This window comes from Bacillus sp. FSL W8-0645, from assembly GCF_038007905.1.
GTDB lineage: Bacteria > Bacillota > Bacilli > Bacillales > Bacillaceae > Bacillus > Bacillus pumilus.
In genome coordinates, this window is the sequence record NZ_JBBOYC010000001.1 from 2801527 (window position 1) to 2822323 (window position 20797).

22 protein-coding genes and 1 riboswitch are annotated in these 20797 nt (G+C 41.7%); of the genes, 5 read left to right on the top strand and 17 right to left on the bottom strand.

Going from position 1 to position 20797, the window contains the following annotated elements; translation table 11 throughout:
* Positions 1–75: 75 nt before the first annotated feature.
* The gene (locus tag NST39_RS14355) at positions 76–777 is read left to right on the top strand and encodes a coiled-coil domain-containing protein (RefSeq protein WP_341028959.1); all 702 of its coding nucleotides are present in this window, start codon (positions 76–78) and stop codon (positions 775–777) included.
* Positions 778–839: 62 nt separating this feature from the next.
* Here NST39_RS14355 and NST39_RS14360 read toward each other — a convergent pair whose 3' ends face one another.
* The 7 genes from NST39_RS14360 to NST39_RS14390 form a co-directional block, all read right to left on the bottom strand.
* Complete coding sequence (locus NST39_RS14360; RefSeq protein WP_341028960.1) at positions 840–2150, bottom strand: ABC transporter permease; 1311 nt, start codon at positions 2148–2150, stop codon at positions 840–842.
* A complete protein-coding gene (locus NST39_RS14365) occupies positions 2140–2838 on the bottom strand; it encodes an ABC transporter ATP-binding protein (RefSeq protein WP_044142163.1) in 699 nt (232 codons plus the stop codon). The genes NST39_RS14360 and NST39_RS14365 overlap by 11 nt, the downstream gene beginning before the upstream one ends.
* Positions 2839–2859: 21 nt before the next feature.
* The gene (locus NST39_RS14370) at positions 2860–3855 is read right to left on the bottom strand and encodes an ABC transporter ATP-binding protein (protein WP_341028961.1); all 996 of its coding nucleotides are present in this window, start codon (positions 3853–3855) and stop codon (positions 2860–2862) included.
* The gene (locus NST39_RS14375) at positions 3849–4727 is read right to left on the bottom strand and encodes an ATP-binding cassette domain-containing protein (protein ID WP_003217564.1); all 879 of its coding nucleotides are present in this window, start codon (positions 4725–4727) and stop codon (positions 3849–3851) included. The genes NST39_RS14370 and NST39_RS14375 overlap by 7 nt, the downstream gene beginning before the upstream one ends.
* Positions 4720–5112, bottom strand: coding sequence for a GntR family transcriptional regulator (locus tag NST39_RS14380; protein ID WP_044142160.1), 393 nt, complete (start codon positions 5110–5112; stop codon positions 4720–4722). Before NST39_RS14380 ends, NST39_RS14375 begins: the two co-directional genes overlap by 8 nt.
* A gap of 17 nt (positions 5113–5129) precedes the next feature.
* Positions 5130–5309, bottom strand: coding sequence for a hypothetical protein (locus NST39_RS14385; protein WP_003217546.1), 180 nt, complete (start codon positions 5307–5309; stop codon positions 5130–5132).
* 141 nt (positions 5310–5450) lie between these two features.
* Positions 5451–5726 carry a YtzC family protein gene (locus NST39_RS14390; RefSeq protein WP_034665376.1) on the bottom strand — a complete coding sequence of 92 codons (276 nt, stop codon included), beginning with the start codon at positions 5724–5726 and terminating at the stop codon, positions 5451–5453.
* 152 nt (positions 5727–5878) lie between these two features.
* Between NST39_RS14390 and NST39_RS14395 the strand changes: the two genes are divergently transcribed.
* Positions 5879–6844, top strand: a complete 966-nt coding sequence (locus tag NST39_RS14395; RefSeq protein ID WP_216886899.1) for a TIGR01212 family radical SAM protein — start codon at positions 5879–5881, stop codon at positions 6842–6844.
* On the top strand, positions 6841–7413 hold the full coding sequence (locus NST39_RS14400; RefSeq protein WP_341028965.1) for a tRNA (mnm(5)s(2)U34)-methyltransferase: 573 nt from the start codon (positions 6841–6843) through the stop codon (positions 7411–7413). The genes NST39_RS14395 and NST39_RS14400 overlap by 4 nt, the downstream gene beginning before the upstream one ends.
* Positions 7414–7559: 146 nt before the next feature.
* Here the strand turns inward: NST39_RS14400 and NST39_RS14405 are convergent, their stop codons facing one another.
* Both NST39_RS14405 and NST39_RS14410 read right to left on the bottom strand, forming a co-directional pair.
* Positions 7560–8639, bottom strand: coding sequence for a tetraprenyl-beta-curcumene synthase family protein (locus NST39_RS14405; protein ID WP_341028966.1), 1080 nt, complete (start codon positions 8637–8639; stop codon positions 7560–7562).
* A 31-nt stretch (positions 8640–8670) separates the two neighbouring features.
* Positions 8671–9450, bottom strand: a complete 780-nt coding sequence (locus NST39_RS14410; RefSeq protein ID WP_065098653.1) for an alpha/beta hydrolase — start codon at positions 9448–9450, stop codon at positions 8671–8673.
* A 45-nt stretch (positions 9451–9495) separates the two neighbouring features.
* Here NST39_RS14410 and NST39_RS14415 point away from each other — a divergent pair, with 45 nt between their 5' ends.
* Positions 9496–10011: a gamma carbonic anhydrase gene (locus NST39_RS14415; protein WP_012010975.1), complete on the top strand. Its 516-nt coding sequence runs from the start codon at positions 9496–9498 to the stop codon at positions 10009–10011.
* 142 nt (positions 10012–10153) lie between these two features.
* On the opposite strand, the gene asnB is transcribed toward NST39_RS14415, so the two are convergent.
* Both asnB and metK read right to left on the bottom strand, forming a co-directional pair.
* Positions 10154–12052 carry an asparagine synthase (glutamine-hydrolyzing) gene (asnB, locus tag NST39_RS14420; RefSeq protein WP_044142155.1) on the bottom strand — a complete coding sequence of 633 codons (1899 nt, stop codon included), beginning with the start codon at positions 12050–12052 and terminating at the stop codon, positions 10154–10156.
* A 148-nt stretch (positions 12053–12200) separates the two neighbouring features.
* Positions 12201–13403, bottom strand: coding sequence for a methionine adenosyltransferase (metK, locus tag NST39_RS14425; protein ID WP_003217547.1), 1203 nt, complete (start codon positions 13401–13403; stop codon positions 12201–12203).
* A gap of 195 nt (positions 13404–13598) precedes the next feature.
* Positions 13599–13732, bottom strand: a riboswitch (SAM riboswitch).
* A 227-nt stretch (positions 13733–13959) separates the two neighbouring features.
* Here metK and pckA point away from each other — a divergent pair.
* Positions 13960–15546, top strand: coding sequence for a phosphoenolpyruvate carboxykinase (ATP) (gene pckA / locus NST39_RS14430; protein WP_003217554.1), 1587 nt, complete (start codon positions 13960–13962; stop codon positions 15544–15546).
* 45 nt (positions 15547–15591) lie between these two features.
* Here pckA and NST39_RS14435 read toward each other — a convergent pair whose 3' ends face one another.
* From NST39_RS14435 to NST39_RS14460, 6 genes are read right to left on the bottom strand one after another with little or no spacing between them, the layout of a single operon-like run.
* A complete protein-coding gene (locus NST39_RS14435) occupies positions 15592–15834 on the bottom strand; it encodes a DUF2584 domain-containing protein (protein WP_003217584.1) in 243 nt (80 codons plus the stop codon).
* A 39-nt stretch (positions 15835–15873) separates the two neighbouring features.
* The gene (locus NST39_RS14440; RefSeq protein ID WP_268453136.1) at positions 15874–16668 is read right to left on the bottom strand and encodes an alpha/beta hydrolase family protein; all 795 of its coding nucleotides are present in this window, start codon (positions 16666–16668) and stop codon (positions 15874–15876) included.
* 26 nt (positions 16669–16694) lie between these two features.
* Positions 16695–18176: a phytoene desaturase family protein gene (locus tag NST39_RS14445; RefSeq protein WP_341028971.1), complete on the bottom strand. Its 1482-nt coding sequence runs from the start codon at positions 18174–18176 to the stop codon at positions 16695–16697.
* Positions 18173–19300, bottom strand: coding sequence for a glycosyltransferase (locus NST39_RS14450; protein ID WP_341028973.1), 1128 nt, complete (start codon positions 19298–19300; stop codon positions 18173–18175). The genes NST39_RS14445 and NST39_RS14450 overlap by 4 nt, the downstream gene beginning before the upstream one ends.
* Positions 19285–20031 (bottom strand): lysophospholipid acyltransferase family protein, encoded by a 747-nt coding sequence (locus tag NST39_RS14455; protein ID WP_341028975.1) that lies wholly within the window; start codon positions 20029–20031, stop codon positions 19285–19287. The genes NST39_RS14450 and NST39_RS14455 overlap by 16 nt, the downstream gene beginning before the upstream one ends.
* Entirely contained in the window at positions 20000–20728 is a 729-nt protein-coding gene (locus NST39_RS14460; RefSeq protein ID WP_341028976.1) for a carotenoid biosynthesis protein, read from the bottom strand. Before NST39_RS14460 ends, NST39_RS14455 begins: the two co-directional genes overlap by 32 nt.
* Positions 20729–20797 lie beyond the last annotated feature (69 nt).

Here is a 20797-nt window from a genome sequence, read left to right on the forward strand (position 1 = left end):
TTTAGTTGAAACGCCCCCTAAAAATGGAAAAATGAGGTATGATAGGTGTAATGAAAGATGTAGGGGGGCTACTAGATGATGATGTTACTCATCATAGGTCTTTTATGTGTTTGTTTTGCCATAGGATATGCCGTCAATTTCTTATTACTCAAACACCAGAATGCGCAGATCTTTTCAAAGAAACTTTTTTATCCTTTCTTGATCTTGGGTCTCATCTTTTCCATTATGTCATTACCGTTTGCTGCCACAGATGCACCGAAGGCACAAGCAGATCCATCTTCAGAACAGCTGTTAAAGGATCAAAAGCAGCTCACATCTGACATAACGCACTTAAAAGCTGATAAAGAGGAACTTACCGCTTCTTTAGAGGACGCAACAAAGGATAAAGAAAAACTAGCGAAAAAACTAGAAACCATCACCTCAGAAAAAGAAACAGTCAAAAAGCAAGAAAAGACCATTCAAGCGCTTGAAGAGAAAATAGACAAGCTTGCCTCAAGCATCGAAACACTTAAAAAAGAGAACAAGAAAAACAGCAGCGATACGGAGTCTTCTACCGTTCAGCGCTCCGCTCCTAAAGATGAAGGAAAAAGCACAGGCGGTCATGAATCACAGAAGGAAACAAAAAAAGAATCTGCAGCCTGTAACATTAAAGGAAGTGTCAACGGTATTTATCACACACCGAGCAGCAGATACTACTCTAGAACCAAAAATGTAACCAAAATGTTTTGCTCCGTAGAAGAAGCAGAGCGTGCAGGGTACCGGGCACCTAAGCAATAGCTATGTATCACGAAAAAAGAACCTCCTGTCAGCCCAATTGGGTGCCTTAGGAGGTTCTTTTTTTAGATTTCTCTTCTTAATGCTGCTAATACATTCGTTTTTGTTGCTTTACGTGCTGGGTTGAGCCCTGAAAGGATCGCTACCCCTGCGCTAATCACTGTTGCCGTAATCACAAGGCTGAGTGGAATGTAGGAGAAGGTGATCGAGAATTGATCACTTGACCCTCCCTCTGACATGGACGACAAAATAGCTGGAATAATTAAATTGACGGCGAAACTAATGATATATGAGATGATAATTCCGATGATTGACCCAATCACCCCAATATAAGCACTTTCCATCAGGAACATTCGCTTGATAATCGATGGATTCGCGCCAATGGCTTTCATAATACCAATCTCTTGTGTTCGCTCTGTTACTGCCATTGTCATCGTATTAAAAATACCAATTGCAGAAATAATGACCGCAATACATCCAACAAAAATAAGTCCAATTTTGAAGACTGTAAAGAACATATCCATACCTTCAAGCTGATTCGTCACAGAGATGACTTGGTAGCCCTCATCTGTCAGCTTATTCGTGAGTGCACCGACATTATCGAATTTATCTGCATAAACAGAAGTCATTTTCTCGACATTTCCTGCTTCAGGAGATAGATCGAGTATTTGACCAAATTCCTTTTCATACGCATTCGGAATAAAAATTTTATGATCCTCTTGCCACTCCAGATTCGGCTTTTTCAACACACCTACTACACGGAAATCAAATGTTTTTTCTTTGACGACTTCATTTTCTTCATTGAGTTTTGGTACTTTGACTTGAATCACTTTATTTATAATATCTTTCGTGTAGCCCTTAGGCTCCTTTGGCATTTCTTCACCATTTGATGTCTGATTTAATTTTTTTTCATAGGCTTGGCGTTCTTTTTTTGTCCACAGTTGTTCAGCCATATGATACCCGACCACAATTTCATTCGCTGATGTTGGGACTTTCCCTCGGTCTAGCTCAAGCCCTGCTTCTTTTTCTTCTTTCATATCGGTTAGAGCAGCCTGCGTTTCACCTGAGCGATCATCGAGCTCGACGTTTACCGGTGGAATGAGCGCCGTTCTTGAGACGACAGATTTCACATGATCATATTTCTTTAAATCATCTACTTTGACGTCACCTTTTTCCTTGCCTAACACTTTCACTTCTGTGATGATTTGCTGTTTCATGATTTCATCTTGCGCCGATTTTTGCAGACCAAAACCAACAGATGCTAAAACGATTAAGAAAGAGCATGCCATTGTCGTCGCAAGAATGGTCATAAACACACGCAATCTATTTTTCTTCATGTTTCTTCTAATGAATTTGACCTGATCTCTAAATTTCAATGGATTGTTCCCCTTTCTTTAATACACCATCATGAAGCTGGAACGTGGTATCTGCGATTGAAGCGACTTCATCGTCATGTGTAATGATGACAAAGGTGATTCCTTTTTCACGATTGAGCTGCTGGATAAAGGCTAAAATTTCTCCTTCGGTTTCTGAATCTAGACTGCCTGTTGGTTCATCCGCTAAAATAATAGATGGATTTAAAATCAAGGCTCTTGCAATACTCACACGCTGCTGCTGCCCGCCTGACAACTCATTCGGGTAATGCCCTGCATGATGTTCTAGACCTACTCGTTTCAGCATTTCTTCTACTTTCGCCTTTCGTTCAGACGGCTTCACACCTTTTAAAGTGAGCGGAAGTTCAACATTTTCATACGTCGTTAAGCTCCCGATCAATTGAAAGCTTTGAAAGATAAAACCAAAGTGATCTAAGCGGAAGTCCGCCCACTCTTTTTCATTAAACCCAGTCACATCGGTCCCATCAATGACAATTTGTCCGCTCGTTGGCGTAATATATCCTGAAATTAAGTTCAATAAGGTCGATTTCCCCGAACCGCTCCGACCCACAATACAAGCAATGTCGCCTCTTTTGATGGATAGGTCAATCCCTTTTAGCACAGGAATCTCATTCTCTCTGCCTTTTTTACCAATTGTAAACACATGATCTAACGCTTGAACCTGAATCATCTCTACTCCCCTACTCTCTGTTTATCTTTTTCGATATATTAAGAAATAACTTGTTAGTGCGCCTACAACGCCGCCGATGATCATGCCAACAATATAACCAAACATGGAAGTGTCAGAAGAAAATCCAACCCATCCAAATCCTAGAACACCGAAGACAATGACCAAAATCTGAATCGGTCTATCCATTTTTGAGTAAAGGAAGAAACGGCCATTTCGTTCAATAGGATGCTTGATAAAGCTAAACAAACCAATGAGATAAAATACAATCATCATCACAATGGGTATGATGAATTCTTCACCAGTGAACCAAAGTGGATATTTATCTATATCTCGAAATTGAAAACGGTCTGTTATATAAGTAATTGGGGCGATAGGCATAATAAAGTATTCATAACTGACATCGACCCAATGCCTATTCGTTCTGAAAATAAAATCTAAATGAAACATCGGAAGCCAAATTAATAAATATGGCAATATTGATGTACTGAATGTAACAATGGCTTGACTAATTGCGCTTCCTGTTAACGCACCTGCTGCAAGACACAAACTATAAATCATTAAGGTTGATACGAGCGCAATGAAGTAACCACTATTAAAGTCAAACGTCTCTTTTGGTTGAGTGCCTAATATGAGTAAGTAAGTGAGAAAATATGACAACACATGAACGAGCGTTATGATTCCGGCACCTAAGAAAAACTTTGTATGAAAAATGATACTTCTGCTAAACGGCAAGGATAAAGTAAAATCGATTTGCCCTTTATTTCTTTCATATCCCAGCTGGATAATCGCAAAAAGCAAACCCATAGTCCATGAGAGGGCGATAAAAATATCAGAACTGAAATTATAATAAAAGCCATCATCTACTGTTGTACATGTCGTATCATTTAAACAAGTTTGAAAGGATGAGTATCCAAGTAAAAAGGATAATGGCGTCGTAAAGACTGCAACCAGCATGACTAAAATAAATGTCAGCTCTGATTGCTTCCACTCCTTATATAATAATTGCCGCTTTACCATCTCCGTTTCCCTCCAAACTTTGCAATGAATACTTCTTCTAAATTGACAGGCAGTTCATGCCATACTTTTGGTTGCAGCGACTTTAAGTACTCTTTAGCCTCTACATCGGTTTTAAGAACAAGCGCTGTATAAAAAATGCCAGCTTGATCTAATATAGCAACACCATTTTTTCGTATACTCAAGTTCATATCTTCTTCAAAAGCCATCTGGATTTTGACATAATCATTCTTTAATTCATCAAGATCCATGACACTTGTGAGTTGATTTCCTTCTAAAAACCCGATTCGGTTACACATACGCTCAATATCCTCTAATCGGTGCGATGTGATGAGAATCGACGTTTCACGTTCCGCTACCTCGTCGATCATGAGCTGAAGAACATCATTTCTTGTGACGGCATCAATACCATCTGTTGGTTCATCTAACAGAATCACAGCTGGCTTGATCGCAAAGCTTAAAATTAATGACAGCTGCTTTTTTAACCCTGTCGATAGTTCACGGTATTTTACTTTTTCCGGAATTTCATAGCGGTTCACAAGTTCATTGGCATATGTCACGTCAAACTTCGGATAAATATGCTTTAACAGCTGGACAAGCTGCCCGTAATTGTATCTGTCAAAGTAGGGATTGACGACTGGCATATACACAATATTTTGCTTTACTAACGGGTGGTCTTTCACAAGCACGTCTTTAAAATAAATCTCTCCTTCATCTGGAAGAAGAATTTGCTGGATCAAGCGGAGAAGTGTTGTTTTACCAGAGCCATTCCTGCCAAGCAAACCAAAGATCTCACCTTCGCCTATTTTGAAGGAAACGTTACTAAGTACTTCACGTCCATTTAATGTCTTCGATACATTTCTAACCTCAATCAACTTTTTTTCCTCCCTCAAGACTTGAGCCGATCTCTTCTATCCATTCCTTCAGTTGTTGAATATCAATACCGGCATAATGAGCTTCTATAATGAGTTGTCTTAATTGCTCCTTCATCTCCAATACCTTCCCTTCATTCAGCTTTAACTGAGCCTCTTCTGTTACATACGTACCGCGACCTCTTAGTGTTTCAATAATCCCTTCCCGCTCAAGCTCCTTATATGCTTTACTGACGGTGTTTGGATTGGCGATGATAATAGTGGCGAGCTCTCTGACAGAGGGCAGTTTGTCACCAGGCTTCATTACACCTTTTAGACATAAAATTTTGAGTTGCTCAATGATTTGTTCATATATTGGCGCAGCGCTTCGTGGATCTATTTGAATCATGATGGCTCCCTCTTTTCTCATTCATGCTTTTGCAGTCCTATTGCTTGTTCATGCCCTTGCATTAAAGGGATTGAATTAAGTATCAAATCTTTTTGAACTTCAAAACCAATGAAAACGAGAACGAAAAAAAATGTACATGCTAACACAACAGCCAGCACCATCCACTTCAAATTGATTGGTTTTTTTTCTTTTTTCATGGTTGAACACCTTTCTTCACTTTTTAAGTGCCTTTAGTGTATTAGTTGATGTAGTACACTTAATACAATATAGACACTCAAATAAAAAGTCAATATCCTTTCAAAAATAAAAAACAGACCCTTTAAAAAAGGATCTGTTTATCATTCGTTGTCGTAAGAAATACCTAAAATCATTTGATTTTGCAAGCTTTGAATTTGAACACGTGCCCTATCTAACCGCTCTCTTTGCTGGTCATTGGCGACATCTTTTAATTTTTCTAATTCGTTGACTGCATCTTCAAGCATAAGCTGCGCCTTAGAAAATTCGTCCTCATTATAATGCTCTTGGCGTAAGTTCAAATCAAATTGCTCATTTGCAAACTCAAGGGTTTCAGTACTTTTTTGGATAAATTCATCGATTGACTGCCTTGTTGCCATCCTGCATTCCCTCCATTTCATCAATGCTCCCGCCTATTTTGCCCACGTAAAGCTTTTTCACTAAAGAAAATGTTGGACAGATTTAATTGTCCTCCTTCTTGATTTTTGTTAAACTTTAAGGATGCCTATTATTACGCAAGGAGGTTACTGACTTGGATCAGCATAACCCTTTTTTATATTCAAACAGCGAAAAACGCTATCACACATGGAACTATCATTTGCGAGAGCACTTTGGTCATAAAGTATTTAAAGTGGCATTAGATGGCGGCTTTGACTGCCCAAACCGTGATGGTACTGTAGCCCACGGAGGCTGTACATTTTGCAGTGCCGCAGGATCTGGTGACTTTGCAGGAAACCGGGCGGATGATCTCGTCACTCAATTTAACGAAATCAAAGACCGGATGCATACAAAATGGAAAGACGGAAAATATATGGCGTATTTTCAGGCGTATACAAACACACACGCCCCGCTTCCTGTTTTAAAGGAAAAATTTGAAACCGTGATGAATTTGGATGGTGTGGTTGGTTTATCTATTGCGACAAGACCTGACTGCCTGCCAGATGACGTGGTGGAGTATTTAGCTGAATTAAATGAGCGCACTTATCTCTGGGTAGAACTTGGTCTTCAAACGGTTCATGAACGGACAGCGATGCTCATTAACCGTGCCCATGATTATGAATGCTACGTAGAAGGTGTAGAAAAACTGCGAAAACACGGCATTCGTGTCTGCTCGCATATCATCAACGGCTTGCCTCTTGAAAACCGGGACATGATGATGGAGACAGCAAAAGCTGTTGCTGATTTAGATGTGCAAGGAATTAAAATTCATTTGCTTCACCTTTTAAAAGGAACCCCGATGGTCAAGCAATATGAAAAAGGCAAATTGGAGTTTCTAAACCAGGAAGAATATGTCCAGCTTGTTTGTGATCAGTTGGAGATCCTGCCGCCAGAAATGATTATTCATCGTATTACAGGCGATGGCCCGATTGAATTAATGGTCGGTCCAATGTGGAGTGTAAATAAGTGGGAAGTATTAAATGCCATTAATGCTGAGCTTGAAAGACGTAACAGCTACCAAGGCAAACGTTTCGTCAGATTGGAAGAAGCAGCAAAATGATCTTGAAACGCATGCTCCCTTTTAGTAAAGAGCTGTTAGAACGGGCTTGTCAAAAAGGCGACATCGTCATTGATGCAACGATGGGAAATGGCCACGATACACTCTATTTAGCTGATCTTGTCGGTCATGATGGACAAGTTTTCGCATTCGACGTACAAGAAGAAGCCATACAGCAGACGCGCCAAAGGCTTGGCGAGCGATATCCATATGTTCATCTGATTCACGATGGTCATGAAAAACTGGCTCAACACTTGCCAAGAGATGTATATGCACATATCTCTGGCGCAGTGTTTAACCTTGGGTACTTGCCCGGAGGCGATAAAGCCGTCACTACTCAGGCCGATACAACCATTGAAGCCATTGAGCAGCTCCTCGACTGGCTTAAACCCGGAGGTCTGATCGTCCTTGTGATTTATCATGGACACCCAGAAGGGAAAAGAGAAAAAGAAGTGCTTCTCGACTATTGCAGATCACTTCCTCATGAAGAGGTACAAGTTTTATCATATCAATACATGAATATTCAAAACGACCCGCCTTTTGTGGTCGCCATTGAAAAAAAGCTAAAATGATGTTCATTTTAGCTTTTTTTCTTCTTTTCAGCGTGATAGAAAACCTTTGCAGTCTAGGAAGGGCGAGCACCGGAGCAGAGACCTGACACTGAATGCGAGGGTTTGTCTATACGCTAAAGCTCAAATCCATTAGGATTTGAGCTTTTTTATGAGGATTTCATCCAAGGCATTTTCTGATAGGTCCGGTAAGCTCTTCCGTTGATATAGAAAAAGAACGATGTTTTCCCGCTTGATTTGATCAGCCGTTTTGCCAGCTTATTCATCTCTTTTTGGGCTGTCACTTTTTCATCGGACAAATAGACTGCCAATAATCCTCTGTTAATTAATTTGTGAAAGTTTTCGTGCGGAATGCCTTTCAGCTGTTCATCCGCTTTTTCAATAAAATGCTGAAGTCTATCCATCATCTCATGATGAGAGGCATAGTAGGAGCAAAAGTTCAGATCTCCTCCAAGCCTATCTTCTTCTTGGTCAATTAAATAATCAAGTAAAATGTGCAGACCTTGAATATAAGGGAAATAGCTTTCGTAAATTTGCTTCGCCTGCTTTTCTGTAAAGTCCGGCTGCAGCGCGTACGCCACAAGACAGAAAATCCCTAACGTTGATCCTGCACAAGCTGAAAATTCATACCATTCCATCTTAGGCAAATCCTTTTCATATTGGCGGAACCATGACTCTAGTCGAGGCACACGTTCATGAGGGACCACGTGTTTATGTACTTGTAAATCACTATAATAATCACACAGCGTGTGTAAATACGGCTGAATAATCGAATAATGCTCAAGGCGTGACAGCACGTCTTGACATGTGCGGACAAGCGCATGTAAATACCCATGATCCTCTTGCTCATCACGGAATTGATAATACGGCTTGAGCTCAGCATGAATATCAAGCGCATCTCTCATTGCTTGATGCAGCATATGAAAATCTTTTGGATCAAGCGACGTACTGCGGTCACATAGGTTATCTAAGTAATCACTGATGGTTTGATACGCCACAATGAATTCAATACACGTTTCTTTCGCCTCACCTGCTAGAAGAGATAAAATACCTCCGCCTTCGCAGTGAAAGGCTTTACTCGATATGCTTGCTAATGCCTGCGTTCGCAGTTCTTCATTTTCAATCATTTCTGCATGAGCTCGCCACTTTTTTAGCTCCTGATGAACAAGCGGAAAAATATCTTTATACACCTTTGTCATCAGTGCAAAAGGACGCTCTGGTACTGACAAATCAATCCACCCCTAACTTAAAAGCTCACCATCAAATATATTGATCTGTAAAGGCTCTTGCTGCCTTAAACACATCTTCTCTTTCCGGTTCATTAAAAATTTCGTGATACAGCTCTTCCCATTCACGATATGATTTATTGGTTGATTCAATGCCATTGAACCATTTGATCACCCTCGTTTTATCGACGATTTTATCATCGCCCGCCTGCATTAAAAGGAGCGGAATCGATTTAAAGACATTCGTAGGCTGCATGGCTGCATCAATATTTTTGATCAGCTCTCGGTACCAGCGAACCGACACCTTTGTTACGTAAAGGGAATCATTTGAGTCTGCCTCAATCACAGCCTGATTTCGTGTGGCTAGTTCAATCGACAGCCCTGACTCGACTTTAAAGGACGGTGCGAGCACATTTAGACCTTTTGATGCAAAATCCATTAGCTTCTTCGGTTTAAATTGCAGACCTAAACAAGGTGATGATAAAATAAGGCCATCAATCTTCGTATGGGTGTACTGCTTGACCCACTCAATTGAAATGAGTCCGCCCATACTGTGTCCAAGTAAAAAAGTAGGAAGCCTGAATGATTTCGCATGTTCGATCCATTCATCTACTGTATCAATGTATTCTTGAAACGAACGAATGTGGCCGCGTGCACGTGTCGATGTCCCTTGCCCAGGGAGGTCACCCATGACGACGTGATAGCCGGCATTTCGCCACATTTCGATCACCCATTTATATCGGCCGTGATATTCACTCGCACCATGTACAATCACAATTGTACCAACTGGTCTTTCAGCATGCCAAGTCCACAAAGTAAACACCTCACAAATGTTGTATTAAGAAAGGAAGTCGAAAAAGTGATTTATCCATATCATCAGTTTACACCTGAGATTCATGAATCGGTCTTTGTCGCAGATAACGCCACCATTACTGGAGATGTCACGATTGGAGAATATTCGAGCGTGTGGTTCCAAACCGTCATCAGAGGCGATGTCGCTCCTGTGAGAATTGGAAAAAACGTCAATATTCAAGATTTATCCTGTCTGCATCAAAGTCCTGGAAAAACACTTCTTATAGAAGATGGTGCTACCATTGGACACCAAGTCACATTACATAGCTCAATCATTCGAAAAAATGCCCTCATTGGTATGGGGTCTATCATTCTCGATGGTGCAGAAATTGGCGAAGGTGCCTTTATCGGTGCAGGTAGTCTTGTCCCTCAAGGAAAGGTCATTCCAAAAGGATCACTCGCTTTCGGCCGTCCAGCCAAGGTCGTCCGGCAGTTAACAGATGAAGATATCCAAGACATGGACAGAATCCGTAGAGAATATGTAGAAAAAGGACAATACTATCGTTCCCTTATATCCCGTTAACATCATACGCGTATCTTCACTTTATCATGTTTTTTTCAGGATATTAAGCAATAACTATGAACCGCTTGTTATTTTACCCTTTTCCGCCGCTTTCTATCATAACAAAAAAGGTTTTCAGCTTTGTGCTGAAAACCTTTTTTCATTAACTAAAGATAACTTCTTTCGGTTGATGATTCAACTGCTCTGGATCAATGCTGCGCTCCACATAAATGCTGTGCCAAATCATAAAGATAAGGACGGTCCAAATCTTACGGCTATGATCTGCTTTACCAGCACAATGCTCATTTAATAAATCAAGCACATACTCTTTGTTAATGTATTCATCTGTTTGACTGTTTTTGATGATGTCTTTTGCCCAAGCATTCATCTCATTTTTCAACCAATGACGAATTGGCACAGGGAAACCAAGCTTTTTACGGTTTAACACATGGTCAGGCACAATGCCTTCTGCTGCTTTACGCAATAAATATTTCGTTGTGCCATCTTTTGTTTTCAGCTCTTCTGGAATTTTAGAAGCCGCTTCAAAAACGACCTTATCAAGGAATGGAACACGAAGCTCAAGAGAATTCGCCATCGTCATCTTGTCTGCTTTCAATAAGATGTCTCCGCGCATCCACGTATGGATATCAACATATTGCATTTTGTTAATATCACTGTAGCCTGCGCTTTCCTCAAAGTATGTCTTCGTTACGTCACGATACGTGATGCTTGGATCATAATGCTTTAAGAGGTTTTTCTTCACTGGCTCTTCAAAGATTTTCGCATTACCGATATAACGTTCCTCTAATGGCGTACAGCCGCGAACGATAAAGCTCTTCCCTTTCATTCCTTCTGGCATTAAACGAGCCAGACGAAGAAGAAGCTTTTTCAGCATAGATGGTACAGATTCAAATGGTTTAAGAGAAATAGGCTCACGGTAAATATTATATCCACCGAACAGCTCGTCCGCTCCTTCACCTGAAAGAACAACCGTCACTTGTTTCTTCGCTTCTTTTGCCACGAAATACAATGGAATCGCCGCCGGATCAGCTAAAGGATCGTCTAAATGCCAGACAATCTTCGGAAGCTCGTTCATATATTCCTCTGGAGAAATGACGGCGCTGAAGTTTTGTAAGCCTAGCTTATCAGCTGTTTCCTTCGCGACATCGACTTCACTAAAGCCATCCTGCTGGAAGCCAACAGAGAATGTCTTCAGTTCAGGGTGTAATTCCTTTGCGACAGACACGATGAAGGAAGAATCAATACCACCTGAGAGGAATGAACCAACAGGTACATCACTTCTCATGTGAACTTTCACAGAATCATAGATCGCATCACGTACTTCTTCGATTAACTTCTGTTCTTGTGTTTGCTCAGGCTTGAATTGAACTTTCCAGTATGTCTTAAATTCGATCTCCTGTCCTGGGCGTAAAATAAACTGATGACCAGGCTCAACTTTATGCACCTTTTGATCAAGCGTATTTGGCTCAGGAACGAATTGGAACGACATGTACTGCTGCAATGAAGTCTCATCAAATAAAATGTTCTCGTTCACAGCCATCAAGCTTTTGCGCTCAGACGCAAAATACACTTGCTCATCCATTTGTGTAAAATAAAGCGGTTTGATGCCAAAAGGATCTCTTGCGCCATATAATTGCTGCGCTTCTTTATCCCAAATTAAAAATGCAAACATGCCGCGAAGCTTAGAAGCCGCTTCTTCTTTATAATGACGGTATGTGGCAAGCAGTACTTCCGTATCAGAATCTGTGCTGAACGTATAGCCCTTTTTCACAAGCTCTTCCTTCAGCTCCACATAGTTATAAATTTCCCCGTTAAAAATAATCCAATACTTTTCATCTTCATAAGAAAGCGGCTGCTTTCCGTGCTCAACATCTATAATACTTAAACGTCTAAATCCAAATCCTACATGCTCATCATGAAAGTAACCCTCATCATCCGGACCACGGTGAACGATGAGACGATTCATTTGTTTAATTAACTCTTCCTGCTCAGTAGTTTCGGACAATGGACGGTGATTAAACACACCAACAAACCCACACATATTATTGCCTCCACGTTATGTTATTTCTTAAAAGTAGACCTATAATTAGACAGTTATTTGTCCGATTTTGTTTCACATTTTTTCGCTTATTGTAGAATTTTTTTTAATCAAAAGGAAAACCGCTTAAAATAAGCGGTTTTATATGTTGTTATTGTCCTAATGCTTCCTTGCGAAGTGTATCGGCTTTATCCGTTTTTTCCCATGGAAGATCTAAATCATGACGGCCGAAATGTCCGTATGCAGCTGTTTGTTTGTAGATCGGACGACGCAGGTCAAGCATTTTAATAATGCCAGCTGGACGAAGATCGAAGTTCGCACGAACCACTTCAATTAATTTTTCTTCAGAAGCTTTTCCTGTTCCGAAAGTATCAATTGAAATCGATACAGGCTGTGCAACACCAATTGCATAAGCAAGTTGTACTTCACAAGAATCTGCAAGGCCGGCAGCTACAATGTTTTTCGCTACGTAACGAGCAGCGTATGCCGCTGAACGGTCAACCTTTGTTGCGTCCTTCCCAGAGAAAGCACCGCCGCCATGACGAGCGTATCCGCCATACGTATCAACGATGATTTTACGTCCAGTTAAACCAGCATCCCCTTGAGGTCCACCAATCACGAAACGGCCAGTTGGGTTAATAAAGTATTTTGTCTGTTCATCAATCAGTTCACTTGGAACGACAGGGCTGATGACATGCTCTTTTAAGTCGCTTTGAATTTGTTCAAGCGTCACTTCTGGTGCATGCTGCGTAGAAATAACCACTGTATCAATACGAACAGGTTTATTTTGATCATCATATTCTACTGTTACTTGTGTTTTTCCATCTGGACGTAGATAAGCAAGTGTTTGATCCTTGCGAACTTCAGTTAAACGGAGAGATAATTTATGCGCTAGTGAAATCGGCAGCGGCATAAGTTCTTCGGTTTCGTTGTTGGCAAAACCAAACATCAATCCTTGGTCACCTGCACCGATCGCATCAAGTTCTTCTTCAGTCATTGTGCCTTCACGTGCTTCAAGCGCTTTGTCTACACCTTGCGCAATATCAGCAGACTGTTCATCAATAGATGTGAGCACTGCACATGTTTCCGCATCAAAACCATATTTCGCACGCGTGTAGCCAATTTCCTTAATCGTGTCACGCACCGTCTTTGGAATATCGACATAAGTAGACGTTGTAATTTCTCCGCTTACTAATACGAGACCCGTTGTAACAGAAGTTTCACAGGCAACACGTGCATTTGGATCTTTCTTTAAAATTTCATCCAAAATGCTGTCTGAAATTTGATCACAGATTTTATCCGGATGTCCTTCTGTCACTGATTCTGAAGTAAATAAACGACGATTTTGACTCATAATGGCTATTTCCTCCTGTACAAGACCACATCATCCCAAGATGAGGCCTCCAATATGATACGGAACTCGTTCCCTCTTATATTTGAAAACGTTTCTATTAGAGATGTTATTGGCAATTTGTTCATATGATGTCCCAAAAATAAAAAAACCATTTCCTTCATTGCGAGGAAAGGGTCTGGGATCGCATGCCTTTCACTCTTATCGCTCAAGGTGTTCTTGTACCTTGCATCAGGTTAGCACCTTGGTTTCTCAGCATATTCATGCCTTTTCATAAGAAACCGGTTGCTGGGCTTCATCGGGCCTGTCCCTCCACCAACTCGGGATAAGAGTATCCGTTCAATAAGATATCTTATCTTAAATACTTGCGTTATGTCAATGCTTCATCAGAATTATCTTCCCTTTTTTTCACCACAATATGAGCATCACCAGAAAGCATATTTTCATAGCAGAAATGAAAAAACACACACAAAAATATTTAAATAGTATAGACTATTGTTATGAATGTGTTATACTAATCGAAACAAAACAAATTCAACGGTAAAGGAAGGGTTTTTTTATGAACTCAGTGGATTTAAAAGAAGATTTGCAGTCATTGCTCTCATTAGAAAATACGCACCAAAATTTATCTGTTCCGAAACTTGTTGAAAAGATTTTGGCACGTGATGAAGGCGTTTTAACATCAACAGGAGCTGTCCGTGCTACAACGGGTGCCTACACAGGACGTTCGCCTAAAGATAAATTTATCGTAAAAGAAGAAAGCTCTGAACATAAAATTGATTGGGGTCAAGTCAACCAGCCGATTTCTAAAGAAGCATTTGACCGTTTATATACAAAGGTTGTGTCATACTTAAAAGAACGTGATGAACTATTCGTCTTTGAAGGATTTGCCGGCGCAGATGAAAGATACCGTATGCCAATTACAGTGGTAAACGAATTTGCATGGCACAATCTCTTTGCAAAGCAACTATTCATCAGACCTGACGGATCAACACCTTCTTCAAACGAAAAACCATTCACCATCTTATCTGCACCGCATTTTAAAGCAGATCCTGAAACAGATGGCACAAACTCTGAAACGTTTATTATCGTTTCTTTTGAAAAACGCACCATTCTGATCGGTGGAACAGAGTATGCAGGAGAGATGAAAAAGTCCATCTTCTCTGTCATGAACTACCTGCTTCCTGAGCAAGATATTTTATCCATGCACTGCTCAGCAAACGTCGGTCAAGAAGGCGATGTCGCACTATTCTTCGGCCTTTCAGGTACTGGGAAAACGACGCTTTCTGCAAGTGCAAGCCGCAAGCTGATCGGTGACGATGAACACGGCTGGTCTGGCTCAGGAGTCTTCAATATTGAGGGCGGATGCTATGCGAAATGTGTGAACTTAAGCGAAGAAAAAGAGCCGCAAATCTACAAAGCCATCAGCTTTGGATCAGTTCTTGAAAATGTTGTGCTTGATGAAGAAACACGTGAAGCAGATTATGATGACACGTTCTTTACTGAAAACACACGAGCTGCTTACCCAATCGAAATGATTGATAACATCGTGACGCCAAGTATCGCAGGACACCCATCTGCCATTGTCTTCTTAACAGCTGATGCATTTGGCGTTTTACCTCCAATCAGCCGTTTAACAAAAGAACAGGCGATGTACCATTTCTTGAGCGGTTACACAAGTAAATTAGCAGGAACTGAGCGCGGTGTCACATCACCAGAAACGACATTCTCTACTTGCTTTGGTTCACCATTCTTGCCGCTTCCAGCTCACGTCTATGCTGAAATGCTTGGCAAAAAAATTGATGAGCACGGCGCAAAAGTATTCCTTGTGAATACAGGCTGGACTGGCGGAGGTTATGGTACAGGCAAACGTATGAACCTAGCGCATACAAGAGCAATGGTGCAAGCAGCGATCGAAGGTGACCTCGACAACGCCGAAATGATCACTGATGACATCTTTGGATTACACATCCCGCTTCATATTCCTGGCGTACCAGATGAAGTGCTTCAACCATCTAAAACATGGGATGACCAAGAGGCTTATCAAGAAAAAGCACACTTCCTTGCCAATGAATTTAAAAAGAACTTCCAAAAATTCAGCCACGCAGCAAGTGACATTGAAGCCAAAGGCGGACCACTCGTATAATCAAATGACAAAAGCTGAGGGGAATCATTCCCTCAGCTTTTTTTGTTAGTTCGTTGAATGTAATGATACGAGACGGTAAGTCACCTTTGTCACATTGTCTGTAAGCTCTAGCTTTTCAACGTGTGCTGTCCCTGTTTTTTCTCCGTCTTTCGTTTTACGCACCTCAAGCGGAATATTTAATGGATAAATGCGGTACCCTTCCTTCATGAGTTCAAATACATTCTCTTCAATTCTTGTCTCTTTTCCCTTCGTGACAATCATTGTATTAAATTCAACAGGCATTCCCATATTGAAAATCCCCCTACTTTCTAAATTTCGTTATACTGCTTATTTTACCACATTTCCGCTTTTCCGGCTGTGCATCCACGTCGTCAGCCTTCTGACAATTTCCCGATTGTGCTGCGGCGGAAAATAATGGTTGTATCCATGGAAATACCAAGTCTCCACTGACTTTCCGTGCTGGCGCAGCGCATCTTCTAATAAATACGCATGCTCAATGGATACATTCTGATCCTCTTCTCCGTGGATGATGAGAACAGGCGCTTCAATTTTATCCACATCATTTAAAGGCGTTCTATCCTCATAGGCCTCTGGCACCTTGTGCGGGGGACCGCCAATCACACGTTTCATCATCCTTCTCATATCCACACGCTCTTCATAGGTGAGCTTCATATCACTGACGCCTCCCCATGTCACAAAGGAAGCGGCCTCCTGTTTCATTTCAACAGCGGTCCAAATGCCCATAATGCCTCCGCGCGAAAAACCAAAGATATGAATACGCTCCTGCTTCACCTTTTTATGATGCTTTAACAATTGAAAGGCAGCAAAAGCATCTTTCCGGTCCTCTCCGGCAAAGTCTTCGTTTCCTTCGCCTCCCTGATTTCCTCTGTAAAAGGGCGCAAATACAACAAATCCCTGCGCGGCAAATTGCACAATCCGGCCTGGTCTGACCATCCCCACATTTTTTATGCCGCCTCTTAAATACAAAAAGCCGTCATAGAGATCTTCTCCGGCTGGTTCAGCGAGCAACCCTTTGATCCGAAGTCCATCTGCCTCATAGGTCACTGTAAATAAGTGAATATGCGGATGGGGGGACGGAAACCTTCTTTTTTCCACAATCACTTGATTTCTCTCCTTTTCATCTGTTCTTACGTCAAATGCTTGATGATCGCTTCTGCCACAAGCTGGCCTGATTTAGTCACCATCGGCGTGCCGCCGCCTGGATGACTCGTTCCTCCAACAAACCAAAGTCCTTCAATGTCCTTTGACTGATTATTGATGCGGAAGAACGCCTGCTTGAACGAGTTGGAAGACATACCATAAATGGCTCCATGATATGCGCCCGTTTTCTGCTGCAGATCAAGCGGAGTTTGAACCGCTTCATATTCGGCCACATTATCCAGATCAAAGAGACCCTTTTCCTTTAATTTTGTTTTCATATGCTGCGGGTATGTCTCCTTTAGCATGTCCCAATCTTGCTCTTTTGTCACATAAGGCGCATTCGCCAGTACAAACAAGTTGCTTCTTCCCGGTCCTCCGCTTAAAGCTGGTTCTGAATGACCTGAATAACATATGTAAAGCGTTGGATCCTGAGGCAGTTGTTTTTTCTGAAAAATATCCTTGAATTCTTGCTCATAATTCTCTGGGAAAAACACATTGTGATGGGACAGCTGTTCATAGACTTTAGGTACACCTAATAAGAGAACAAAGCCAGATAGTGACGGTTCAATGGCAGCAAGCTTTTGATTTAAAAAGCTTGGACGGTCTTTTTCATCAATCAGATGGCGGTAGACAGTCAGCGCGTCCGCTCCGGCAATGACTTGATCTGCTTCATACATCTGGTGAGCCGTTTCTACTCCTTTGATTCGCCGGTCCTTCACATGAATCTTGTTGACTTGTTCATTCAGGTGAATCTGTACGCCTAATTCCTTTGCCAAAGTCTCAAATGCTTCAACTAAACGATATGTACCGCCCTTTATGCCATATATCCCTTTCTCCCCTTCTAAATACGCCATCATATTAAAAATAGCCGGAGCCTCATAGGGAGAAGAGCCGATGTATGTAGCATACCGTCCAAACATCGCCAATGTATGCGGATGATGGAAATATTGACGCAGCAAGCGTTGAACGGTTGTAAACGGTTTGACAGAGAGAAGTGCTTTCACGAGCTTTACATCCGCCTTATCCTTCCACGTCAATAACAAACGATTTAAAAACTGATCCTCAGCCTGTTGAAAAAGCATCTTTGATTCCTGTAAAAATGCACGGTATTGCTTCGCATCTTCAGGACTGAATGCTGCAATTTGTGATTCCATCTGCTCAATATTCGACGTAAATTCGACCGTATGTCCATCTGAAAAAACATTTTTGGTCAGAGGAGAAATCGGATAAAATGTGACGTAATCCTCCATCCTTCTATGACAGGAAGCAAATACTTCCTCAAAGTATGACTTCATTGTAATGGTACTCGGTCCTAGATCAAAAGAATAGCCAGCCTCCTGATGGCGCTGCAATTTCCCGCCTAAAGCTGCTTCTTTTTCTAATATGGTGACCTGAATCCCGCGTGACTGTAAGCGGATCGCTGCTGATAATCCGCCAAGCCCGCCGCCGATGATGATCACTTTTTTCATTCGTACCTTCTCCCTTTCCATTCATACCCTTCTTTTTTCAGCCCGATTTTCATAGAAGCAAAGCCAATGGCGATCAGACTCAAAATACTGACCGGTAATAAAAAGGCCATTGTAGATGTTCTTCCGTTCTCAATATCAATTGCCGCTTTGATCGACACACCTAGTCCGTAGCAAAGAATGGCTAAGCATATACTAAGCACATCCAGCTTTAGCAAAGCCACCATCAAGCAAATGATTGGAGCCAAATAAAGCAGGGTGTATAAACAAAAGACACTGCTTAACAAAGCAATGCTTCGATTGACACCTGGAAACAAATTTTTCCTGTAACCTTCCCATACCTCTTGTCCACTCTCATACATTCTCATATACACAAACGGATGAATACTTGCAAGTGTGAACGGAAAGCCTTGTTCCTTCACCCGTCTAGCCAATGCCATATCATCCACTAGCGAATCCTTAATCGCTTCATGCCCGCCGATATTGTGATAGCAACTCTTTTCAATGGCAATAAAGCCCCCATGTGCGGCGGCAAAAGCCGGATTCTTTGATTTTCTGACCCACTTCACAGGCAGATGACAGCCAATCGTAAACATCATCATGGGAACGACAAGATGCTCAAAGAATGTTCCTGTTTTTTGCTCTGGGAAACCTGACAGCATGCCCGTTTTTTGCGCGCATAACTGCTCGTACACAGCTTCAATTGCTCCCCGTTTCAACCGGACATCCGCATCTAAAAATAACAGCCAATCAGAAGCCGCCACCTCAGCGAGCTGAGAACAGGCGTATGATTTTCCTAGCCAGCCTGGCTTTAATGGCCGGCCTGACTGCACACGAATCCATGGATATGTTTGTGAGAAGCGCTCCACAATCGCTCTTGTCTGATCGGTCGAATGATCATCAAGTACAATCACCTCTTTCGGATAAAGAAGTTGATCAACGATCGACTGAAGACAGGCTTCTATCCGTTTCTCCTCATTTCTAGCCGGAATCAAGATCGATAACGAAATGGGTTCATCTGGCGAAAAGGAAGCGGGCTTTAACACAGGAAACTGTTTCATATTCCATATGGTGAATAGAAACTGACAAAGCAACAGCACACTGATTACAGTTAAGAAGAGCGCCATGTTCTCACCCACTTTTTAAAAGAATCAAACGCATCACTTGTTGACTGACTTGTCCTTGTGATCTGTTTAAATTCTTCGTTTATTGAAAAATCAGGATCCGCAATGACCTGTGCTTGATGCCTGTTTAACTGCGTTTCAAGCAGATCGCCAAGTATACGGGTCACATCCTTGCTTCGCAGGGAGCTTCCAGATACGATGGCATCATCACCGTACACAACAGAAACTGTCGGCTTTTGAAATTGATTAAATGTATACTGCAAGGTTACAGGCTTCACCACGACTTGCTCAAATTGCCTCACTAAAAAAGAAGCCCCTCCCTCCAGTTGAAGCGGCCGCACATCCTGGTGCATAATTTTCCCCTGTGGAAAAAGCCATACCGCTCCGCCATCCTGCATGTTCTCTCTTGCAGTCATTAATGCTTGCTTCACACTTTTCAGATTCTCTTTATGAACTGGAAACGCTCCAAGCTTTCGGAAAAAAGCATATTGCTTCAGCTGCTTCTCTTCCATCATCATGTAGTGATCAAGTTCAGACACCTTTTCTGTTAAAAGAAAAATGATCAGTCCATCCCACCATGAGCTATGATTGGCGAGATAAAGAACAGGCAGGTTTTCCTTCGGGTCCACCGAACCTTTCATCATGACACAGCGGAAATGCTTATGGAGTAAATATCGCTCTAGATAAAGTGAAAATAGACGTCTAAACGATCGGCTTTTGTCGCTTTCTTTCAAATCGAACCCTTCCTTCACACAAAATGACAATGATCAGTGCTAAATAAAAAATGACATCAAGTCCGCCCTTTAATGCCAAAAGACCAAAAAAGAACACCATCGCCTGATAAATACGACTCGTCCAACTGAGTGCCTTTTGATCAATTGAGACAAGCGGGAAAAGAAATGAAAGTCCTGCTCCAATCATACCCCAGCTCACAAAATTCTCAAAAGGAATACCATAAAACCCACCGCCGTCATACCACACCCAAAACTTCCGCTCAGCTGCTACTGGATCTAATATGAGGTCAAGCAACACAATCCATATTCCCGTTTCGACGGCTCGTCTCCACTTTGACTGCTGACTGGATAAAAAAAGGCTGTTTAAAAACACGCCAACCCAAGCAAATGCAATGGTTAACGGTACCCCCGCCACTAGAAAACCTAGCGTCGGATAATAGTCATAGGCCCCAAATGGAAACCCCGTTGTGATCCCTACCCACTCCACCGTAAATGTAAGCACCCCGACAATGGCTGCCCTTTTGATGACAAACCCCCATGACCCATAAATCTGTCTCCCAATCTCGATGACGCAGCAAGCATACAGCACAAGAAAGATTCCGTTTGCAAACTGAAGCCATGCTGGCACTTCAAAAAAGACCATTAAGATCAGACCTACTAAATACCATCCAATAAATACCCAACTCAATCTATACACGAAACCGCTCCTTTATTTCTGCCAAATTCAAGAAAGCCTTCATGCCTCTAGTATAGAAAAAAAGACGCG

Coding starts and splice junctions, on each gene's coding strand:
- NST39_RS14355 (WP_341028959.1), top strand. CDS start 76: ATGATGATGTTACTCATCATAGGTCTTTTATGTGTTTGTTTTGCCATA.
- NST39_RS14365 (WP_044142163.1), bottom strand. CDS start 2,838: ATGATTCAGGTTCAAGCGTTAGATCATGTGTTTACAATTGGTAAAAAA.
- NST39_RS14370 (WP_341028961.1), bottom strand. CDS start 3,855: ATGGTAAAGCGGCAATTATTATATAAGGAGTGGAAGCAATCAGAGCTG.
- NST39_RS14380 (WP_044142160.1), bottom strand. CDS start 5,112: ATGATTCAAATAGATCCACGAAGCGCTGCGCCAATATATGAACAAATC.
- NST39_RS14385 (WP_003217546.1), bottom strand. CDS start 5,309: ATGAAAAAAGAAAAAAAACCAATCAATTTGAAGTGGATGGTGCTGGCT.
- NST39_RS14390 (WP_034665376.1), bottom strand. CDS start 5,726: ATGGCAACAAGGCAGTCAATCGATGAATTTATCCAAAAAAGTACTGAA.
- NST39_RS14400 (WP_341028965.1), top strand. CDS start 6,841: ATGATCTTGAAACGCATGCTCCCTTTTAGTAAAGAGCTGTTAGAACGG.
- asnB (WP_044142155.1), bottom strand. CDS start 12,052: ATGTGTGGGTTTGTTGGTGTGTTTAATCACCGTCCATTGTCCGAAACT.
- metK (WP_003217547.1), bottom strand. CDS start 13,403: ATGAGTCAAAATCGTCGTTTATTTACTTCAGAATCAGTGACAGAAGGA.
- pckA (WP_003217554.1), top strand. CDS start 13,960: ATGAACTCAGTGGATTTAAAAGAAGATTTGCAGTCATTGCTCTCATTA.
- NST39_RS14435 (WP_003217584.1), bottom strand. CDS start 15,834: ATGGGAATGCCTGTTGAATTTAATACAATGATTGTCACGAAGGGAAAA.
- NST39_RS14445 (WP_341028971.1), bottom strand. CDS start 18,176: ATGAAAAAAGTGATCATCATCGGCGGCGGGCTTGGCGGATTATCAGCA.
- NST39_RS14450 (WP_341028973.1), bottom strand. CDS start 19,300: ATGGCGCTCTTCTTAACTGTAATCAGTGTGCTGTTGCTTTGTCAGTTT.